A 20,331-nucleotide genomic window follows, 5' to 3' on the forward strand; every position below is an offset into this window, starting at 1 on the left:
GGAGGCTCTACGAGCCCTGAGCCTGGATCGCGGTGATGGCGACGGTGTTGATGATGTCGGAGACGAGCGCACCGCGGGAGAGGTCGTTGATGGGCTTGCCCAGCCCCTGCAGGATCGGGCCGATCGCCACGGCGCCGGCGGAGCGCTGGACTGCCTTGTACGTGTTGTTGCCCGTGTTGAGGTCGGGGAAGATGAAGACCGTCGCGCGGCCGGCCACCTGGCTGCCCGGCATCTTCTTGCTCGCGACCGCGGCATCCGTCGCCGCGTCGTATTGGATCGGCCCCTCGACGAGCAGCTCTGGCATGCGCTCGCGCACGATGCCGGTCGCCGTGCGCACCTTGTCGACGTCGGCTCCGGAGCCAGACTCGCCCGTCGAGTAGGAGAGCATGGCGACGCGAGGCGCGATGTCGAACTGGCTCGCCGTCTCGGCCGAGGAGATCGCGATGTCGGCGAGCTGCTCCGCCGTCGGGTCCGGGTTCACGGCGCAGTCGCCGTACACGAGGACGCGGTCGGCGAGGGCCATGAGGAACACGCTCGAGACGACGGAGACGCCAGCCTTGGTCTTGACGATCTCGAAGCCGGGGCGGATGGTGTGCGCGGTCGTGTGGGCCGCGCCCGAGACCATCCCGTCTGCGAGGCCGAGGTGCACCATGAGGGTGCCGAAGTAGCTGACGTCGCGCACGCGCTCGGTCGCGGCCTCGATGGTGACGCCCTTGTGCGAGCGCAGTCTCGCGTACTCCTCGGCGAAGCGCGCGACGTAGTCGGGGTTGCTCGTGCTGAGCACGTGGGCGGCGGAGATGTCGACGCCGAGCGCGGACGCACGGCCACGCACCTCCGACTCCTCACCCAGGATGGTGATCTCGGCGACCTCGCGGGCCAGCAGAGAGCCGGCGGCGACGAGGATGCGGTCGTCGCTGCCCTCAGGGAGCACGATGTGCTTGCGGTCCGAGCGTGCGCGGTCGAGGAGCGTGTTCTCGAACATGAGCGGCGTGACGACGAGCGACTGCTTCACGTTGAGGAGCGCCACGACCTCGATGGCCGGGATGTGCTGCTCGAACTTCGCGAGGGCGAGGTCGATCTTGCGGCGCGAGATTCCCGCCGCCGCGAGGCGGCCGCGCGTCTGCATGATGCGCTGCGCCGTGTCGTAGGTTCCGAAGTTGGTGCGGATGATGGGCACCTCGACATTGAGGCCGTTGATGAGCCGCTCGATGGCCGGCGGGAACTCGAACGGGCCGTTCACGACGATGCCCGTGAGGGACGGGAAGGTCTCGGCGCGCTGCGCGAGGAGCACGGCGAGCAGCACCTCGGTGCGGTCGGCCGCGATGACGACGACCGCGCCCTCCTTGAGGCGTTCGAGGACGTTCTGCATCGACATGCCCGCGAGGACGATGCCGAGCACCTCGCGACCGAGCAGCTCGCGGTCGCCGTAGACGAGCTCCCCGCCCACCGCATCAAGCAGCTGCGAGAGCGAGGGGGCCATGAGCAGCGGCGTCTCGGGGATCGCCCACACGGGCACCTTGTGGCCCAGCTCGCGCAGAGCCCGCTCGGCGACAGCTCGACGCACCTCTTCCGTGGCGTTCTCGTCGGCGCGGTTGATGGTGATCGCGAGCAGCGTCGCGTGCGCGGCGTCGAGCTCGGGCAGGGTCACCTCGAGCGCCTGCGCGAGCTGCTCCGGGGTGCGCGGCTGGCCCTTGTCGGCGTCGAGGCCGGTCAGGACGAGCAGGACCGGCGCGCCGAGGTTCGCGGCAACCCTCGCGTTGAAGCCCAGCTCGGCCGGGTTGCCGACGTCGGTGAAGTCGCTGCCCACGATGACGACGGTGTCGCAGCGGCGCTCGAGCGCACGGTACCGGGTGACGATGCGGGAGAGCGCCTCATCGGGGTCGGCATGCACGTCGTCGTAGGTGACGCCGAAGCCGGACTCGTATTCCGGGCCCCGGTTCTGCGGATCGAGCTGCGAGAGGAGCAGTTCGAGGATGTCGTCGCGCACCTCGGCGCTCTGCACGATGGGCCGGAACACACCCACCCGCCCGATCGAGCGGCTCAGGGCGTTCACCACCCCGAGCGCGACGGCTGACTTGCCAGAGTGACCCTCTGATGACGTGATGTAGATGCTTGTCCCCACGCCTGGCAATGCTAGTCGGGTGATCAGTCAGCGGGCTGTCGCGATCCTGCCAATTGCGGATGCACCGGATTCGCGTCTCGCGCCCATCGCGCTATGATGGTCGACGGCTCCTCGCGTGGCGCCATCCAGGCCAACTCCCCCAGGGCGGAAACGCAGCAAGGGTAACCGGGCTCTGGCGGGTGCGCGGGGGGTCTTTTCTTTTCTCCGGCGAACTCGGCAGCTCGGTGCCCCTGGCAGATCGCCCGCCGCGAACGCTGGCCTCGAACTCAGACTCACCAGCTTGACTGGCTGGCATGAGAATCGCAGTCATCGGTGGAAACGGTCAGATCGCACGCCTTCTTACGACCCAGCTCCTGCAGCGCGGGCACCGCGTCACGAGCGTCGTCCGGAATCCGGAGCACGTCGACTCCCTCAAGGAGCTCGGCGCGGATCCCGTGATCGCCGACCTCGAGCAGAGCACGCCAACGGACCTCGCGAAGCAGCTGGGGCATGTGGACGCGGTCGTCTTCGCGGCAGGTGCGGGCCCCGGCAGCACGGCGGAGCGCAAGCTCACGCTCGACCGCGACGGGGCGATCCTGTCGGCGGATGCGGCCGAGCTCGCGAACATCCGCAGGTTCGTCGTCGTCTCCGCAATCGGCACCGACACCTTCGACCGGGACTCGGACGACGTCTACCAGGTGTACCTCCGCGCGAAGAGCGAAGCCGACGCCAACATCCGCGGCCGCAGCGCGAAGCTCGACTGGACCATCGTCCGCCCGGGAGGGCTCACCGACGACGACGCCACGGGCAGCGTCAAGGTCGGCGAGCAGGTCGAACGCGGGTCCATCCCCCGCGCCGACGTGGCAGCGGTGATCGCGGCCCTCCTCGACCGCCACGCCGGCATCCACAAGCAGTTCGAGGTCGTCTCCGGCGAAGAAGAGATCGGCTCAGCAGTCAAGAAGCTCTAGCGGAGGGCCCGGCGGGCCTCCCTCTTGGGGCAATTCGGCGCTCGCGTTCACGAACAGTCGCGGGAACCGGTATGCTCTTTCGAGGTGAGCGCCTGGCGCTCCCGTGGAGGATTCGCCTAGTGGCCTATGGCGCACGCTTGGAAAGCGTGTTGGGTGAAAGCCCTCAGGGGTTCGAATCCCCTATCCTCCGCCATGTGCACGTGAGCCCCGACCCGGGATCCCCGGTCGGGGCTTTCGTCATGCGCCCGCCGGCGGGCGCCTACATCTGGGCAAGACATGCTCACTGCTCGAGGAAGCTGCACTTCCCGCATGTCTGTGGTGAGCCGGCGAATGCAGGGCGAGCGGATGCGGGGCGAGCGCGCGAAAGAGGGCGCCACCCGAAGGTGACGCCCTCTCAGCGAAGTGCTCGGTGAGCTGCTAGGCCTTCTTGGCTGCCATGCGGCGAGCGACGAGCACGCCGGCGCCGGTCGCGAGCGCGAGGAGGCCGATGCCTGCCGCGCCGAAGACGTCCTCAGCACCCGTGGTGGCGAGCTCAGGCGTCGTGTGGCCGGCGTTGGTGCCGCCGTTGCCCGCAGGAGCTGCGGTCGACGTGGGCGCCGTCGTGGTGCCAGGCGTCGCCTCGGCGATCAGGAACGTGAACGTTGCAGACAGGCCGCTCGACTGCGAGAGGGTGACGGTGTACTCGCCAAGTGGCAGCGCAGCGCCCGACTGGTTGATGAGGACGCCCGGGTAGGTGCCGTCCTCTGCGACGACGGAATCGTCGGTCGGGTCGACCGTGACGGAGGAGCCGTCCGGGTAGACGACGGTGATGTCGAGCGCGAGGCCGGGCGTGAAGTTCTGCGCCGTGTACGTGATGTTGTCCGTGGGGAGGAAGCTGTCCGCGTTCGCGTAGGCGACAGGGGCTTCGACCGTCGGGGTCGGCTCAGCGGTCGGCGTGGGCGTTCCCGTGGACACCGCCGCGACGTTGAAGCCGAACGTGACGACGTTCTGTGCGGGAGCGCCAGCAGCGTCGACGTAGTCCTGGGTGACGGTCACCGAGTAGTCGCCCTCGTCGAAGAGCGCCGTGTTGGTGATCTCGCCGGCGTAGGAGCCGTCTTCTCCGACGTCCCAGCTGTTGCCGGCGCCCGCAGGCACGGCCTGTGCGGTTCCGTCGGGGAACGTGAGCGTGATGCTCGAAAGCGGAGCCTCGGGCGCCAGGCCCGTGAGGACGTAGGTGATGCCCTCGTCCGGCGTGAAGCTCGGCTTCGTCGCCGCGCCCGCAGCGGCCGGAGCCTCTGCCGTCTCGGTGGGCTCGGCCGGCGCCGACTCGTCCGGGGTCGACGTCGGCGTCGACTCCTCGGTCGGGGTCGTCGTGGCCGGGGCCGACTCGGTGGGAGTCGTCGTCTCGGTCGGCGTCGCCGACTCGGTGGCGGCCGGCGTCTCGGCGGGCGTTGCTGGCGGCGTGGTGGTCGCTGCGAATGCGGGAGCAGCGGTCAGCACGGCGCCGCTGGCGAGCACACCGAAGGCGATCGTGAGGGCGGAAGCGCGCTTGCGCGACGAAGAGAATGAGGAAGCCATAACCCAAGACTGGCCTGACTCACAGGTGATGTCCAGAAGGCTCCACGCGATTTCGGTGGGCTTCGTCCGGATCAGGACTGCAGCACGTGGGAGAAAACCCAGATAAGCGCCGCTTTTTGCGGCCAAACATGGACCGGTTTCAGTTGTGGGGACTTCTTCCCGATTGGTTGAAAAATCATGAAAGATCACCCCGGCCTGAACGCAGCAGCGGGGCTGGCACCGTATGGTGCCAGCCCCGCTCAGCGTCAGTCCAGGTCGTGCGGTCGTCAGCTCTCGCGACGGCGGCTCAGGAAGCGCGCTCCCGTGACGGCCGCCGCGCCGAGCCCAAGGACCAGGAGGCCGATGCCAGCGGCACCGAACGCATCCTCAGCGCCCGTCGTGGCGAGGGACTTGCTCTGGGCCTTGCCCTTGGTGTCCGCGGTCCCGCTCGCGTTGCCGGTACCGCCGTTGCCAGCCGGCGCGGCAGTCGAGCTCGGGGAAGTCTCGGAAGTCGCGGGCGTCTCACCGGTGACGGCGAAGGACGTCGTTGCCGTCTGCTCCTCTGCCGGCTCATCGGCCTCGAGCTCGACCGCCGCGGACGACTCCGCCGGGGCAGTCAGGTCGGACTCCTCCTGGACGATCAGCGGCACGCCTCGCGCAGAGTCGGCCGCCGGAGCGTCGGTCTCCTCGCCAGCGGCAGGGCTGATGCTCGTCAGGGTGATGCCGTAGTCGCCGGCAACCCAGGCACCGTCGTAGGTGATGATTCCCGCGTAGTTGCCATCCGCATCCGGAACGATCGGCTCGGCCGACTCGAACGCCGCAGTCGTCTTGCCTGGAAGCAGCAACGTGAGGCCGAGCTCGACACCGGGAGTGAAACCGGTAGCGACGTAGGTGATGCCCTCGGCCGCCTCTTCCTGCGTGTAGCTGGCCTGCTCGGTGGCGACGGCCGGCGCAGCGATAGGCGCTTCGGTCTCCGTCGGCTCCGGAGTCATCGTCTCGGTGGCTGTGGGTGGGACGCTCGCCGTCTCGGTCGGCTCGAGCGTCGGCTCTTCGGTGAGCGTAGGCTCTGGCGTCTCCGTGGAGGTCTCCGTGGGCTCAGGCGTGGCCGTCTCGGTCTCCGTGGGCTCAGGTGTGGCCGTCTCGGTCTCCGTGGGCTCAGGTGTGGCCGTCTCGGTCTCCGTGGGCTCAGGCGTCGAGGTCTCGGTAGGAGCCGCTGCCGAGAAGGCCGTGGAGGCCTGCACGTCGTCCGACTCGAAGAGCACAACCGAGTAGTCGCCCTCGCTCCAGTCCTCGTCGCTGGTCAGTTCGGCGCTGACGGCGCCCGACGCGTCGACTTCGTGTGACTCGGTGCCCCAGGACCAGTTCGTCTGGCCCTCTGGTCCGACGACTCGCACGTACACGAGGTTGCCCGGCGTGAATCCAGAGCCGGTGACCGTGAGGCCGGGGGCATCAGCGGAGATCGAGTCCGCAGAGACCGATGCGGATGCAGTGCTGGTCTCACCATCGACGCTCGCGTCTACCTGGTCGCCGTTCGCGGCGAACGAGGGCGCTGCCGTGACGGCGACTCCACCGGCAACGACGCCGAAGGCGATGACGAGGGCCGTGGTGCGAGCGCGAGCGCTCTTGAAGGTGTCGGAAAGCATGAAGGGACGCTAACACGGCGGATTATTGTCCGTCGAGGCTGAAAACGGGTCAAGCGACACGCGGAAAGTCGCGATTCCCCGTCGACACACCAGTCACATTCGTCACACTGACCTCAGAAATCGCATCTTCAACAGGGATTTCCCGGGGAAACGGAACGAGGCACCGCATCCGGAAACCGGATGCGATGCCTCGTGAAAAAAGTTCCTTCGGCGTGTCGGAACACGCCGCGAAGAACAGCTACGGGATGACTACTTGACGGTCACCGAAGCGCCGGCAGCCTCGAGGGCGTCCTTTGCCTTGTCAGCAGCTTCCTTGTTGACGCCTTCGAGAACGGGCTTCGGAGCGCCGTCAACGAGTGCCTTCGCCTCACCGAGACCGAGGCTCGTGAGGGCGCGCACCTCCTTGATGACCTGGATCTTCTTGTCGCCAGCACCCTCGAGGATGACGTCGAACTCCGTCTTCTCCTCCTCTTCGGGTGCGTCAGCTGCTGCAGCAGCAACGCCTGCAACTGCAACGGGAGCAGCAGCGGTGACCTCGAAGGTCTCCTCGAACGCCTTGACGAACTCGGAGAGCTCGATGAGCGTGAGCTCCTTGAATGCTGCGATGAGCTCGTCAGTCGTGAGCTTTGCCATGTGTTTTCTCCTTGTGTGTTGTTCTAGCCGCGAGATCCCGGAGGACTAGTTCGCGGACTCCTGCTTTTCGCGCAATGCCTCGACCGTGCGAACAGCCTTGGCTGCAGGCGCGGTGAACAGGTATGCGGCACCGAACAGCGAGGCCTTGAAGGCGCCGGCAAGCTTGCCGAGCAGAACTTCGCGGGACTCGAGGTCGGCGAGCTTGTTGACCTCTTCTGCGCTGAGAGCGTTTCCGTCGAAGAAACCGCCCTTCAGAACCAGCTGAGGGTTGTCCTTGGCGAAGGTACGAAGACTCTTCGCGACTGCGACGGGGTCGCCGTGCACGAACGCGATTGCGCTCGGTCCGGCCAGCTCGTCGTCGAACGCGGTGATTCCGGCGTTGTTCGCCGCAATCTTCGTCAGCGTGTTCTTCACCACGGCGTAGCTTGCGTGCTCACCGATCGTGCGACGCAGCGTCTTGAGCTGCGCAACAGTGAGACCGCGGTACTCAGTCAGCAGGACGGCGGTCGAGTTCTGGAACAAGTCCTGAAGCTCGGCAACAGTTGCTTCCTTGGTCGCCATGGCACTCCTCTCTCTCTTGCACGTGAATCACGTTTGTCATTCACGCACCGCAGGCGCATCTTCGATGCACAACACACAAAAAACGCTCCGGCCGCAGATGGCCGGAGCGGAGAGGATGCGATTGCTCGCACGACAACTTTGCTTCGTACACCTGCGCGGGACGTTCTTGCGAACTCTTCGTTCGTGTACGTTCTCACGCACAACGAAGACCTGCGGTCTTGGGCTTCGGTAAGAGTACATCCTCGTGGGCATCTCGTCAACGCGGGTCGCGCACTCCGTCACCGCGGCCCACGGAGGCTGTCGACGAGCAGGTGCGCGCTCGGGTGGGAGCGCTGAGCTTCCACCGCGTGGAGCTCGGTTCGAGGCGACCCCAGCAGGGGGCGCGTGATCACTCCTGGCATGTGGAAGCGCGCGACCGACGCGGGCAGGATCGATGCGCCGACGCCAGCTGCGACGAGACCGAGCACCGTCTCCTGGTGGATGACGCTCTGCACGATGCGCGGCCCGGCCTGCGCTTCCCCGAGCCAGGACATGACGGCGGACACGAAGCCGGGCATGAGCTCGAAGGGGAAGAGCACGACCTCTTTCTCGTGGAAGCTCGCGGGTGCCACGGTCGACTCTGCGGCGAGCGGGTCCCCCGCCGGAAGCACCGCGACCAAGTCCTCGCCTTCAAGGAGGGTCGTACGCAGCCCGGGCACCGCAAGAGGGTCGCGCAGGATCCCCACGTCGAGCTCACCCTCGAGCAGGAGCGTGATCTGCTCAGCGCTCGTGAGCGACCGAGGCTCGAGGCGGATGCGCGGCCTGAGTTCCTGGAACGCCTGCAAGCCCCTTGGCAGCACGCTGTAGCTCGCGGAGCTCACGAATCCCACGCGAAGCCTGCCCGCGGTCCCGGCCGCGACGTCGCCGAGGTCGGCCACCGCGGCGTCAAGGTCTTCGAGGACCACGCCGACTCGCTGACGGAACGTGCGACCGGTCGCCGTCAGCGAGACGCTGCGAGTCGTGCGCTCGAAGAGCTGCACGCCGAGCTCGTCTTCCAGCCTGCGCACGGCGACTGTCAGGGGCGGCTGGGTCATGTGCAGGCTCGCGGCGGCGCGACCGAAGTGCAGTTCGTCGGCGACGGCGACGAAGTACCTGAGCTGACGGAGCTCCATGAGATCCATTCGAGAGAGCTATCAAAGTGTCCCTCAATGATATTGGACGCAGCGCCCTGTGAGTGGGGTAATCGAAGCACAGCAGCATCCGGACAACCTCTCGAGGAGCGGACATGACCGACACCATCGTCATCGGCGCGGGACTCGCGGGCGCAGCAGCGGCCTGGCAGCTCGCCGAGCGCGGGCACCACGTGACCGTGCTCGAGCGCACGACGCCCGCCAACGAGCACGGCAGCTCTCACGGGTCCGCGCGCATCTTCCGCTACGCGTATCCCGAGCAGACGTACACCGACCTCGTCGTGCGCTCGAAGGCAGGGTGGGACCAGCTGCAGCGCACGACCGGAACCCAGCTCATCCGGCCGACGGGTGCGCTCGACCACGGCGACATCCGCAACCCCACCGGCCTCGCGACCGTGCTGGAGGCAGCTGGCGTCGAGCACGAGCTCCTCAGCGCAGGTGAGGCGCGTGCGCGCTGGCCGCAGTTCCGCTTCGAGACCGACGTGCTCTGGCACCCTGGGGCCGGCGTGCTCGACGCGGGCGGCACTGTCGACGCGATGCTGGCCGCCGCGTCCGCGACCGGGAGGCTCGAGGTGCGGACCTCGTGGCCAGTCGCTCGAGTCGAGCGCCGAGGCGCGGGCTACCGCGTGCACTCGGCGGCCGGCGAGATCGCCGAGGCGGACGCGATCGTGGTCGCTGCCGGCGGCTGGCTCCCCGCACTCCTCGGGGAGCTCTCACTGCCGAGCGCATTCCTCGACCAGTTCCCAGCGCTCGAGGTGCGGCAGGAGCAGGCGTACCACTTCCCCTACCGCGAGGCGGGGGACGCCGGGGCTGACGCCGACCCCTGGCCCACCTTCATCTTCAAGTCGCGCGAGCTGCAGACCTACGGACTCCCCGGTGGCCGGGACGCGGACTGGCGAGGGCAGAAGGTCGCGCAGTTCAACGGCGGCAAGATCATCGACTCCGCGCTCGCGCAGGACGGGGTCGTGGATGCGGCCAATCGGCGCGCGCTCGTCGCCTACGCCGAGGCGTTCCTGCCAGGCGTGGAGCCGGAACCCTACGCGGAGACCACCTGCCTCTTCACGACGACGCCGACAGAGGACTTCGTGATCGACCGAGTCGACAACCTCGTGGTCGTCTCCGCCTGCTCCGGGCACGGCGGGAAGTTCGCCCCGCTGCTCGGGGAGCTCGCAGCCGACGTGCTCACGGGAGCCGGAAGCGTGCCAGCCGAATTCCGCGTCGCGGCCCAGGCCGGTGCACGCGCATGAACGGGGAGAGCATCATGGAGAGCATGGAAGCGACCAGCAGGGCCCAGCAGCCGACGAGCGTCTCATCGCTCATGCGCGAGATCGAGCACCTGGGCCGCGATCGAACGCGCGGCGGCTACAGCAGGCCCGTCTACTCGCATCCAGAACTCGAGCTGCGCGAATGGTTCCTCGCCGCAGCCCAGGCTCGAGGCCTCGACATCGAGGTCGACGCCAACGGCATCATCTGGGCCTGGTGGGACCGACCAGACGGCGACCGCTCCGGCGCGCTCATCACGGGGAGCCACCTCGATTCCGTCCCGGGCGGCGGTGCGTTCGACGGGCCCCTCGGCGTGACGGCGGCCCTCGCCGCGATCGACCTGCTGCGCAGCGAAGGGCGCGCGCCGAGCGTCGCCGTCGCGATCGCCGTCTTCCCCGAGGAGGAAGGGTCACGCTTCGGCGTCGCCTGCCTCGGGTCAAGGCTCCTCACGGGCGCCATCGACCCGGACCGCGCGCGCTCGCTTCGGGATGCGGACGGCACGACCTTCGCCGAGGCCTCCGCCGAGGCCGGCTTCGACCCAGCGCACCTCGGCCCCGACCCCGCTCGGGTCGCGCAGTTCAGCGCGTTCATCGAGCTGCACGTGGAGCAGGGCCGCGGCCTCATCGACCTCGCGGGCCCCGTCGCGATCGGATCCTCCATCCTGGGCCACGGCCGCTGGCGCGTGAGCTTCACCGGCCAGGGCAACCACGCCGGCACCACGCTCATGGCCGACCGCCGCGACCCCATGGTGGCCGCGGCGCGCCTCATCGTGGGTATCGAGGAGATCGCCCGATCTGTGCCAGGAGCCCGAGCGACCGTCGGGCGGCTCGAGCCGGTGCCGGGCGGAACGAACGTCATCGCCTCTCGCGTCGACGCGTGGCTCGATGTCAGGCACCCCGACGACGAGGTGACCGCCGCCCTCGTGGAGCGCATCCGCGCCCGAGCGACGGAGGTGGCCGCTGAGCAGGGATGCGAGGCGACGCTCGTCGAGGAGTCGCTCTCCCCCACCGTGTCCTTCGACGCCAGCCTCCGAGACACGCTCCAGCGCGCACTCCCGGACGCGCCAGTGCTCGACACCGGCGCCGGCCACGATGCCGGCGTGCTCGCCCCGCACCTGCCGACCGCGATGCTGTTCATCCGCAACCCGAGCGGCATCTCCCACTCGCCGGAGGAGTACGTCGAAGACGTGGATGCGGACCACGGTGCGCGCGCGCTCGCCACGGTGATCATGGCGACAGGTGCGGCGGAGGCCTGAGCCCGACCAGATTTCGGCGAGATCGGCGCTTGGTACCGCGACTGTCGGTGGTGTGGGAAACAATAGACGGATGGTCATGTTCCGCCCGAGCCACGACGTCGACGAGACGTCCTGGTTCGGCGAACCCCAGGAGGCACCGAAGTCGCGCCGCCGTGACCGCGAGCTCTACGGCCCGGCCGCACTGATGGACTACGCGTCTGCACCCGCGCCGACATCGGCACCCAGAGTGGAGTCCCTGCCGCGCTTCTACACCTCGGAGACCAGGACCGCGCCGGCGACGACGCCGCTCTCGGCGAGCGAGGTCGGCGTGTGGCGCGCCCGCGGCCCGGCCTCTGCCGAGACATCCGCCATCGAGCTTCCCGCGACCCCGGAGGTCGAGGCCATGAGCGCGCACCTCCTGCGCGTCCTCGCCGACTCCAACGACCGCGCAGCCTGGCTCAAGGCCCGCGCCGACGGCGTCACGGCCACCGATGCGGCACGCCTCGCAACACCGTCATCGGTCAAGCAGGTCGTCAAAGACAAGGTCATGGGCAACTCGTTCAACGGAAACGCCTACACCGACTTCGGACGTCAGCGCGAGCCGGAGATCGCCAGGTGGGTCCTCGAGCGCCACGGCATCCCGGCAAGCGGCCTCCTGTTCCACGCCGAAGCGTCCAAGAGCCACCTCGCGACCCCCGACGGCCTGCACTGCGACGAAGAGGGCCGCATCCTCCTCGCCGAGATCAAGACCACGAACAAGGTGTGGAAGCGCATCCCCCGGTCCTACATGCGCCAGATCTGGTGGCAGCAGTACGTGCTCGGCGCCGAGCGCACGCTCATGGTGTGGGAGCGACACCAGGACTTCATCGTCGTCGACCGCGAACCGAAGTTCGTGTGGATCGACCGCGACGAGGAAGAGATCGCCAAGCTCGTGACCCTCGCCAACGAGGTGCTCAAGGACGTCGAGAAGTACCGGGGCGAGTTCGCCCAGTACTCGACCGGCAACGCTCAGCCTTTCCAGGGATACGGAAACACGCACAGCAGCAGCGACTACACGCAGTCGTTCTACGACGCCGAGACCTACGCGTAGCGAGCATCCTCCCGGCCACGCCCATCTGTTCCACGCGAGTCTCATCTGGTCCGCGCGAGTCTCATCTCGTCCGCGCGAGAATGGCAGCTATGACTGACGCCGCAGATCTCCAGCCGACCTCCGACACCATGCGCGCCGCCCTCCTCACGGGCATCGGCGGGCCAGAGATGATGCAGCTCGGCGAGACCGCCGTGCCGCTCACCCTCAACTCGGACACGCTCGTGCGCGTCAAGGCGGCGGGGGTGAACCCCATCGACGGCAAGACCCGCTCGGGTGCCGGCGCGGCGAAGGCGATCACCAGCTTCCCGTCGACCCTCGGCGGTGAGTTCTCGGGCGTCGTGGTGCGAGCTTCCTACGAGCTCGCCCCCTTCCAGCCCGGCGACGAGGTGTACGGGATGCTCCTCTTCCCCCGATACTCGGGCGCGTACGCCGAATACGTCTCGGTCCCCTTCATGAGCCTCGCGAAGAAGCCAAAGAACCTGTCCTTCATCGAGGCCGGCGGCGTTCCGCTCGCCGTGCTCACCGCCTGGGCCGCCGTCGTCGAAGCAGGCGGCGTCTACACGGGACAGCGCGTCCTCATCCACGCTGGCGCCGGCGGGGTCGGCCATTTCGCCGTGCAGCTCGCGAAGTACTACGGCGCGCACGTCATCACCACGGCCTCCGAGCGCAACCACGAGTGGCTGCGCGAGCTCGGAGCCGACCAGGTCATCGACTATCGCAACGAGCGCTTCGAGGACGTCATCAGCGAGCCCGTCGATGTCGTCATCGACCTCATCGGCAACGTCAAGGACCAGACCGGCAGTCGGTCCCTTCGCGTCCTCCGCGACGGCGGCACGCTCATCAACGTGCCGACCGGCAGCTACCCGGACCTCTTCGACGAGGCCGCCGCCGAGAACCGGGGCATCGTCGCCTCCACGCTCAAGCTCTCGCCCGAGGGGCGCATCCTGCAGACCATCACGCAGCTCTTCGAACAAGGGGCACTGCAGACGCACGTCGACCGGGTCTTCCCCCTCGCCGAGGCCGGCGCCGCGCAGGAGCTCATCGCCGACGGCCACGTGCGCGGCAAGGTCGTCCTCGACATCGACGCGTAGTCCGCGGCACCCCCGACGCGGCTAGCCCGTCCTCGCTTTGAGATCGAGCAGGTGGTCCCGAGTGAGGGCGGCGGCCGTCGGAGCGTCCTGCGCCTCGATCGCATCCAGGATGCGGAGGTGGACGTCGTGGTCGGCGTCGCTGCCGAACTCGCCGCGAAGGCGCAGCATGCCGATCATCGCCCCCCTGCTGCGGGGCGCGAAGCCGTCGAAGAGCTCCGTGAGGATCTCGTTGTGAGCCGCGATGACGATGCTGCGGTGCAGTGCGATGTCCGCGTCGACATGCGCTTCGATACTCGTGCGCTGCGCGATACGGACCTTGGCGGCGCGGACCATCGCCTGAAGCTCCGCGGTCGTGCGCCGTTCGGCCGCGAGCCCTGAGGCTTCCACTTCGATTGCGATGCGGGCCTCGATCACCCTTTCGATGTCCGCGCGCATCACGATCGAATCCAGGGGCTCAGCCGCGTCGAGAGCGGTGACGAACACCCCAGCACCCTGCCTGGTGGCCAGCACGCCGCTCCCCGCAAGCTGGCGGATGGCCTCGCGGATCGTCGACCGACCGACCCCGAGTTGGGGCGCGAGGGTCGTCTCGCCCGGCAGCTTCTGCCCCAGTTCCCATTCGCCACCGCGGATTCGCTCGAGGAGCAGCTGGGCAGCCTGCTCGGCAAGTGGTTCACGGCGAAGTGCGCTCATGCACCCATCATCCCCCACATTGCATACTCCTCTACTTGTCTGAGGAGTTGTGATAGGTTCTGGCACATGCTCCCCGCATCACTCCTTCTCCTTCGCCGCCACGACGGGTCCTAGCCTGACCGGCTCCCCGTCGTGGAGCCGAAGCGCGCGCCGGTCGTCACCCCCCACGCGACCACCAAGGACAAGAACATGCACAGCACCGATTCCAGAATCTCCACACCCGCCGGCCCCGTTCCAGACCAGGCACCGCACTGGAACCGCCAGCGGCACTCGCAGATGCCCTCCCACCGCTACCTCGACGTGCACTCCCGAGTGGACGTGCCGCTCACCGAACGGGACTGGCCCGCGAATCGACTCACGACCGCGCCCCTCTGGGTTCCCGTCGACCTGCGAGACGGAAACCAAGCGCTCTCGGAGCCCATGGATCCCGACCGCAAGCGCCGGTTCTTCGAGCTCATGATCCGCATGGGATACAAGGAGATCGAAGTTGGCTACCCCTCCGCCTCCCAGACCGACTACGACTTCGTGCGCCTCATCGCGACCACCGAACTCGCACCGGAGGACGTCACGATCGTCGTGTTCACGCCCGCGCGCCGTGACCTGATCGAACGAACAGTCGCCGCCATCCAGGGGATCAGGAACCCGGCTGTCATCCACCTCTACACGGCGACAGCTCCCGCCTGGCGCGACGTGGTCCTCGGGAAGAGCAAGCAGCAGCTCAGGGAGCTGATCCTCGCTGGTGCGAGCGACGTCCTCGAGCTCGCCGACCACCTGCCGAACGTGCGATTCGAGTTCTCACCTGAGGTGTTCAACCTCACTGAGCCCGACTACGCCCTCGACATCTGCAACGCCGTCACGGAACTCTGGATGGCGACCCCCGAGCGGCCGGTCATCCTGAACCTCCCCGCCACCGTCGAGGTCGCGACCCCGAACATCTACGCGGACCAGATCGAATACATGCACAAGCACCTGGCGCGACGCGACTCCGTGATCCTCTCCGTGCATCCCCACAACGATCGAGGGACGGGAGTCGCCTGCGCAGAGCTGGCGGTGCTCGCGGGCGCGCAGCGCGTGGAAGGGTGCATCTTCGGCAACGGCGAGCGCACGGGCAACGTCGACATCGCAGTCCTCGCCCTGAACCTGCACGCGCAGGGCATCGACCCCATGATCGACTTCTCCGACATCGACGAGATACGCCGCACCGTCGAAGACAGCAACCGCCTCGAGGTCCACGCGAGGCACCCCTACGTGGGAGACCTCGTCCACACTGCCTTCAGCGGCACGCATCAGGACGCCATCAGGAAGGGGTTCGCCGAGCAGCGCTCCCGCGCCGCGCACGAGGGGCGCCCGGAACGTGACGTCGAGTGGCGGGTCCCCTACCTGCCCATCGACCCGGCGGACATCGGCCGCAGCTACGACGCCGTCATCCGCGTCAACTCGCAGTCGGGCAAGGGCGGTATCGCCTACCTGCTCGAAACCGACTACGGCATCGAACTCCCCCGGCGCCTCCAGATCGACTTCGCTCGACGCGTTCAGGAGCACACCGACGCGAACGGCGGAGAGGTGGGGGCCGCGCAGCTGCTCGAGCTCTTCGAGCGCAGCTACCTGCGCGGCTCGTCTCCTGACGTCGAACTGCTCCAGCTCAGCGTCGAGACCCGCGCGGGGACCTCACGCACGAGCATCCGCGTTGGCATCGACGGCACCGAGCACAGCGGCACCTTCGACGGCATCGGTCCAGCCGAGGCCGTCACGAAGCTGCTCGCAAGCGCGGGTGTCACCGTCGACATCCTCTCGCTCCACCAGACAGCACTCGGGTTGGGCAGTAGCAGTGAAGCGCTGACGCTCCTCGAGTACCGGGACCCCTCGGGCACGCATTGGGTCGCCGGCCGAGACCGGTCGGTGCTGTCGGCAACCGTCACCGCGATCCTCAGCGCAGCACGCGACAGCGTCTCGACGCGCGTGCACACACCCGCGTAGTCGGGGCGGCGAGGCCCGGCGGATGCGCTCGCCGGGAACGCACGAACGGCCCAGTCCGAGGACTGGGCCGTTCGTGCTGGCGGATGCGCGCATCCGCCTGAGCTCTGCAGCTCGCGACAGACTAGATCGCGTTGACGTCCAGCGGGATGCCGGGGCCGAAGGTCGTCGAGACGACAGCCTTCTGGATGTAGCGACCCTTCGAGCTCGACGGCTTGAGGCGGACGACCTCGTCGAGGGCTGCGCGGAGGTTCTCTCCGAGCTGCTCCGACGTGAACGCCGACTTGCCGACGATGAAGTGCACGTTGGAGTGCTTGTCGACGCGGAACTCGATCTTTCCGCCCTTGATCTCGGTGACAGCCTTCGCCGGGTCGGTCGTGACCGTTCCGGTCTTCGGGTTCGGCATGAGGCCACGGGGTCCGAGGACCTTTCCGAGGCGTCCGACCTTGCCCATGAGGTCAGGGGTGGCGACTGCGGAGTCGAAGTCGGTCCAGCCGTCTGCAACGCGAGCGATGAGCTCGTCGCCGCCGACCTCGTCGGCGCCAGCAGCGATAGCCGCCTCAGCCTTGTCACCCGTCGCGAAGACGATGACCTTGGCCGTCTTGCCGGTGCCGTTGGGCAGGCTGACGGTGCCACGAACCATCTGGTCAGCCTTGCGCGGGTCTACACCCAGGCGAAGAGCGACCTCGACGGTGCTGTTGAACTTGGACGAGCCGGTCTCGCGTGCGAGCTCGACGGCCTCGGCGAGACCGTAGAACTTGTCCTCGCCGATCTTCTCTGCCGCGGCACGGTATGCCTTGGACTTAGCCATGTTGTTCTCCTTCAAGAGTTGCGGTTGCGAGCCTGGCCGGCTCTCCCGCGATGTTCAATGCCGCGCCCGAGGCGCGACGTGTGGTGTTGGGAGCGGGAAGGCCTTAGCCCTCGACCGTGATTCCCATGGAGCGAGCCGTGCCGGCGATGATGCGCGACGCCATGTCGAGGTCGTTCGCGTTCAGGTCGGACTGCTTCGCCTCCGCGATCTCGCGGACCTGGGCGGCGGTGAGCTTGCCGACCTTGGCCGTGTGAGGCGTCGGGGAGCCCTTCTTGACGCCGGCAGCCTTCTTGATCAGCTCGGCAGCAGGAGGGGTCTTCAGGATGAAGGTGAACGAACGGTCTTCGTACACGGTGATCTCAACGGGGATCACGTTGCCACGCTGCGACTCGGTAGCCGCGTTGTAGGCCTTGCAGAACTCCATGATGTTGACGCCGTGCTGACCGAGCGCGGGGCCGATAGGAGGAGCCGGGTTAGCGGCGCCAGCCTGGATCTGAAGCTTGATCAGACCCGAGACCTTCTTCTTGGGTGCCATGTCTTTTCCTTCTTTCGATTCGAACTCCGCGCAGACGCGCGGTGCTCTCCCGGTGGCCCGGCGGTTCCGGACTCCGGTGGTTTAGGGGCAGTCGCTTGGTGGAGCGAGTGCTAGAGCTTGGTGACCTGGTCGAAGCTGAGCTCGACGGGGGTCTCGCGCTCGAAGAGCGACACGAGCACGGTGAGCTTGCCGCTCTCCGGCTTGATCTCGCTGATCGAGCCGGTGAGCCCCTCGAAGGAGCCCTCCTTGATCGTGATGGTCTCGCCGATCTCGAAGTCGATCTCTGCGATCGGCTGGCGCTTCTGCACGCCACCCTGACCTGAAGCGTTCGCCTTCGCGGGTGCTTCTGCGATCTCGACAAGACTCTTCAGCATCTCAAATGCCTCGTTGAAGCGCAACGGGGTCGGGTTGTGGGCGTTGCCCACGAAGCCGGTGACACCCGGGGTGTGGCGCACGACGGACCAGCTGTCCTCGTTGAGCATGAGGCGCACGAGCACGTAGCCGGGGATGCGGACGCGCGTGACCATCTTGCGCTGGCCGTTCTTGATCTCGACCACGTCTTCCATGGGAACTTCCACCTGGTAGATGAAGTCGCTCATGTTCATGGACTCGGTGCGCTGGTGCAGGTTCTGCTTGACGCGACGCTCGAAGCCGGCGTAGGTGTGGATGACGTACCACTTGCCTGGCTTGAGGCGCAGTTCGCGCTTGAAGGTCTCGTACGGGTCGACGTCAGGATCTTCCTCGCGAGCCTCGACCTCTTCATCTTCGGTCGCGGCGGCCGCAGCCGCCTCTTCCTCGCTCGTGTCGATCTCGAGGACATCGTTGACGATCGCGTCGACCTCTGGGTCGACGACATCGGCGCCTTCTCCGTCGTCGAGGTCTTCCTCGGTCACGACTTCGTCGGACTCTTCGATCTCGTGGGCCTCTTCGAACTCTGCGTCGATGTCGCGGTCACCCTCCTGGGCCTCTGCGACTTCGGAGTCCTGCTCCAGCGCGGTCTCGTAAAGACCGTTCGGGTCGGCGACGTTCGGGTCTGACACGATTCCTCATCTCGATTGTGTGGTGCGGGGCTGCTCGCCCTTTTCGGTGGAGGCTCGGGAGCCGGAGCGGTGCGACTATTCCGTCGGAACGGGCGTCGCCGCCGGCTCACTCGGGAAGAGCGAGCTGCCCTGACCGAACACCCACGATGCGCCCCACCCGAAGAGCAGGTCGAGCACCGTGACGAGCAACATCATGAAGATGACGAAGACGAGCACGACACCCGTGAACTTGAAGAGCTCGGCGCGGGTCGGTGTGACGACCTTCTTGAGCTCGCCCATGACCTGGCGGAAGAAGAGAGCGATGCGGCCGACAAGACCGCGCTTGGGCTCGGAGCCTCGCTTTGACTCGGCGACGTCGGTCGCTTCGTCGGACTTGCTTGGACTCACGCGCTCTCCCTTTCGATGGTTGAGACCTTCGATGGTGGGCCCCGTAGTGGGTGCGTTCAGCACCGAAATGCAGGGCGGACAGGACTCGAACCTGCAACCTGCGGTTTTGGAGACCGCTGCTCTACCAATTGAGCCACCGCCCTTTGCGTGAACACCGGATGCGTGCATCCGTTCACCCTGATACCGTCTGCAGCCGCTCCATAGGGAACGGTTTCAGGCGCGGTTCAGTATGTCGCTTTCGGCAACCAGGAAAGCATACGACAGGTGCGCGCCGGAAGTCCAACGCGGGTGCAACTCGCGGACGGCGACGTGCCTCCGGACCTAGACTCAAGGCCATGGTTTCCGACTCACGTCTCTCTCCTCGCATCGCCGCGATCGCCGAATCCGCCACCCTCAAGGTCGACGCGAAGGCCAAGGGCCTCAAGGCCGCCGGCCGACCCGTCATCAGCTATGCAGCGGGCGAGCCCGACTTCCCCACGCCGCAGCACGTCGTCGAGGCTGCGCTCGTCGCCGTCAGCGACCCCAAGAACCACCGCTACACGCCCGCAGCCGGCCTGCCGGAGCTCCGCGAGGCCATCGCCGAGAAGACCAAGCGCGACTCCGGCTGGGATGTCCCCGCCTCGCAGGTCATCGTCACGAACGGTGGCAAGCAGGCCGTTTACCAGGCCATCAACACGGTCGTCGGCGCCGGCGACGAGGTCCTCCTCCCCGCCCCCTACTGGACCACCTACCCCGAGGTCATCCAGCTCGCTGGCGGCACGACCGTTCCCGTCTTCGCCGGAGCCGACCAGGAGTACAAGGTCACCGTCGACCAGCTCGAGGCCGCGCGCACGCCCGCCACGAAGGCGATGCTGTTCGTCTCGCCGTCCAACCCGACCGGTGCCGTCTACTCCGAAGAGGAGACGCGGGCCATCGGCGAATGGGCTGCCGAGCACAGCATCTGGGTCATCGCCGACGAGATCTACCAGAACCTCACCTACGACGGCGTCCGAGCCGTCTCCATCGTCGAAGCGGCCCCTGCTGTCGCCGACCGCACCATCCTCGTCAACGGCGTCGCCAAGTCGTTCGCGATGACCGGCTGGCGCGTCGGTTGGATGGTCGGCCCCGCCGACGCCATCAAGGGCGCGGGCAACCTGCAGTCGCACCTGTCGAGCAACGTCAACAACATCGCCCAGCGCGCGGCCATCGCAGCCCTGACGGGGCCGACCGAGCCCGTCGAGGAGATGCGCCTCGCCTTCGACCGCCGCCGCAAGACGATGGTCGAAGAGCTCAGCAAGGTCAACGGCTTCCGAGTCCCGACGCCCGAGGGCGCCTTCTACGTCTACGCCGACGTGCAGCAGCTCATCGGCACGGAGATCGAGGGGCGACAGATCACCTCGTCGCTGGACCTCGCCGACCTCATCCTCGACGTCGCCGAGGTCGCCGTCGTGCCAGGTGAGGCGTTCGGGCCGTCCGGCTACCTGCGCCTCAGCTACGCGCTCGGCGACGACGCGCTGCTGGAAGGCGTGCAGCGCCTGCAGAAGCTCTTCGCCGGCGTCGAGCTCTAGGCACGCGGCGGCTCGGCACGCATCCGCTCGCCGCGCATACGCTTCGCTGAAGAGGCCA

Annotated in this window: 18 protein-coding genes, 2 tRNA genes and 1 other RNA gene; 9 read left to right on the top strand and 12 right to left on the bottom strand. The window is 67.5% G+C overall.

The features are described from left to right. Positions 1–7: 7 nt before the first annotated feature. Positions 8–2,122, bottom strand: coding sequence for a phosphate acetyltransferase (pta, locus tag ACQFZP_RS07980; RefSeq protein ID WP_104252303.1), 2,115 nt, complete (start codon positions 2,120–2,122; stop codon positions 8–10). A gap of 102 nt (positions 2,123–2,224) precedes the next feature. On the opposite strand from pta, the gene ffs reads away from it, so the two are divergent. The 3 genes from ffs (at position 2,225) to ACQFZP_RS07995 (ending at position 3,262) form a co-directional block, all read left to right on the top strand. Then, an RNA gene (ffs, locus tag ACQFZP_RS07985) (signal recognition particle sRNA small type) lies at positions 2,225–2,321 on the top strand. A gap of 94 nt (positions 2,322–2,415) precedes the next feature. Further along, complete coding sequence (locus ACQFZP_RS07990) at positions 2,416–3,069, top strand: SDR family oxidoreductase (protein ID WP_104312894.1); 654 nt, start codon at positions 2,416–2,418, stop codon at positions 3,067–3,069. Between the two features lie 105 nt (positions 3,070–3,174). Next, positions 3,175–3,262 (top strand) — tRNA-Ser (locus ACQFZP_RS07995). 224 nt (positions 3,263–3,486) lie between these two features. Here the strand turns inward: ACQFZP_RS07995 and ACQFZP_RS08000 are convergent. The 5 genes from ACQFZP_RS08000 to ACQFZP_RS08020 form a co-directional block, all read right to left on the bottom strand. After that, positions 3,487–4,626 carry a hypothetical protein gene (locus ACQFZP_RS08000; RefSeq protein ID WP_104312895.1) on the bottom strand — a complete coding sequence of 380 codons (1,140 nt, stop codon included), beginning with the start codon at positions 4,624–4,626 and terminating at the stop codon, positions 3,487–3,489. Positions 4,627–4,892: 266 nt separating this feature from the next. Continuing rightward, positions 4,893–6,248 carry a hypothetical protein gene (locus tag ACQFZP_RS08005; RefSeq protein WP_211890961.1) on the bottom strand — a complete coding sequence of 452 codons (1,356 nt, stop codon included), beginning with the start codon at positions 6,246–6,248 and terminating at the stop codon, positions 4,893–4,895. Between the two features lie 249 nt (positions 6,249–6,497). Next, complete coding sequence (gene rplL / locus ACQFZP_RS08010) at positions 6,498–6,881, bottom strand: 50S ribosomal protein L7/L12 (protein WP_104252146.1); 384 nt, start codon at positions 6,879–6,881, stop codon at positions 6,498–6,500. Positions 6,882–6,926: 45 nt separating this feature from the next. Beyond that, the gene (rplJ, locus tag ACQFZP_RS08015) at positions 6,927–7,442 is read right to left on the bottom strand and encodes a 50S ribosomal protein L10 (protein WP_104252145.1); all 516 of its coding nucleotides are present in this window, start codon (positions 7,440–7,442) and stop codon (positions 6,927–6,929) included. A 278-nt stretch (positions 7,443–7,720) separates the two neighbouring features. Beyond that, the gene (locus ACQFZP_RS08020) at positions 7,721–8,593 is read right to left on the bottom strand and encodes a LysR substrate-binding domain-containing protein (protein ID WP_211890963.1); all 873 of its coding nucleotides are present in this window, start codon (positions 8,591–8,593) and stop codon (positions 7,721–7,723) included. 113 nt (positions 8,594–8,706) lie between these two features. On the opposite strand from ACQFZP_RS08020, the gene ACQFZP_RS08025 reads away from it, so the two are divergent. From ACQFZP_RS08025 to ACQFZP_RS08040, 4 genes are all read left to right on the top strand, one after another. Continuing rightward, the gene (locus tag ACQFZP_RS08025) at positions 8,707–9,858 is read left to right on the top strand and encodes an FAD-dependent oxidoreductase (RefSeq protein ID WP_211890965.1); all 1,152 of its coding nucleotides are present in this window, start codon (positions 8,707–8,709) and stop codon (positions 9,856–9,858) included. A gap of 14 nt (positions 9,859–9,872) precedes the next feature. After that, a complete protein-coding gene (locus ACQFZP_RS08030) occupies positions 9,873–11,129 on the top strand; it encodes an allantoate amidohydrolase (protein WP_249312262.1) in 1,257 nt (418 codons plus the stop codon). A 70-nt stretch (positions 11,130–11,199) separates the two neighbouring features. Continuing rightward, a complete protein-coding gene (locus tag ACQFZP_RS08035) occupies positions 11,200–12,198 on the top strand; it encodes a YqaJ viral recombinase family protein (protein ID WP_249312263.1) in 999 nt (332 codons plus the stop codon). Positions 12,199–12,287: 89 nt separating this feature from the next. Further along, a complete protein-coding gene (locus tag ACQFZP_RS08040; protein ID WP_249312264.1) occupies positions 12,288–13,289 on the top strand; it encodes an NADP-dependent oxidoreductase in 1,002 nt (333 codons plus the stop codon). Positions 13,290–13,310: 21 nt separating this feature from the next. On the opposite strand, the gene ACQFZP_RS08045 is transcribed toward ACQFZP_RS08040, so the two are convergent. Next, positions 13,311–13,979 (bottom strand): FadR/GntR family transcriptional regulator, encoded by a 669-nt coding sequence (locus ACQFZP_RS08045; protein ID WP_104312898.1) that lies wholly within the window; start codon positions 13,977–13,979, stop codon positions 13,311–13,313. A gap of 189 nt (positions 13,980–14,168) precedes the next feature. Between ACQFZP_RS08045 and ACQFZP_RS08050 the strand changes: the two genes are divergently transcribed. Then, complete coding sequence (locus tag ACQFZP_RS08050; RefSeq protein ID WP_211890967.1) at positions 14,169–15,956, top strand: 2-isopropylmalate synthase; 1,788 nt, start codon at positions 14,169–14,171, stop codon at positions 15,954–15,956. Positions 15,957–16,077: 121 nt separating this feature from the next. Here ACQFZP_RS08050 and rplA read toward each other — a convergent pair whose 3' ends face one another. From rplA to ACQFZP_RS08075, 5 genes are all read right to left on the bottom strand, one after another. After that, on the bottom strand, positions 16,078–16,764 hold the full coding sequence (gene rplA, locus ACQFZP_RS08055; RefSeq protein ID WP_068482355.1) for a 50S ribosomal protein L1: 687 nt from the start codon (positions 16,762–16,764) through the stop codon (positions 16,078–16,080). Between the two features lie 103 nt (positions 16,765–16,867). After that, a complete protein-coding gene (gene rplK / locus ACQFZP_RS08060) occupies positions 16,868–17,299 on the bottom strand; it encodes a 50S ribosomal protein L11 (RefSeq protein WP_104252140.1) in 432 nt (143 codons plus the stop codon). A gap of 110 nt (positions 17,300–17,409) precedes the next feature. Further along, positions 17,410–18,339, bottom strand: a complete 930-nt coding sequence (nusG, locus tag ACQFZP_RS08065; RefSeq protein WP_104312899.1) for a transcription termination/antitermination protein NusG — start codon at positions 18,337–18,339, stop codon at positions 17,410–17,412. 75 nt (positions 18,340–18,414) lie between these two features. Further along, positions 18,415–18,726: a preprotein translocase subunit SecE gene (gene secE / locus ACQFZP_RS08070; protein ID WP_104252138.1), complete on the bottom strand. Its 312-nt coding sequence runs from the start codon at positions 18,724–18,726 to the stop codon at positions 18,415–18,417. 70 nt (positions 18,727–18,796) lie between these two features. After that, positions 18,797–18,869 (bottom strand) — tRNA-Trp (locus ACQFZP_RS08075). Between the two features lie 192 nt (positions 18,870–19,061). Between ACQFZP_RS08075 and ACQFZP_RS08080 the strand changes: the two genes are divergently transcribed. Then, positions 19,062–20,273: a pyridoxal phosphate-dependent aminotransferase gene (locus ACQFZP_RS08080; RefSeq protein WP_179557858.1), complete on the top strand. Its 1,212-nt coding sequence runs from the start codon at positions 19,062–19,064 to the stop codon at positions 20,271–20,273. Positions 20,274–20,331: the final 58 nt, after the last annotated feature.

Source organism: Pseudoclavibacter sp. Marseille-Q434 (assembly GCF_050315415.1).
In the GTDB taxonomy this organism is placed as follows: domain Bacteria; phylum Actinomycetota; class Actinomycetes; order Actinomycetales; family Microbacteriaceae; genus Pseudoclavibacter.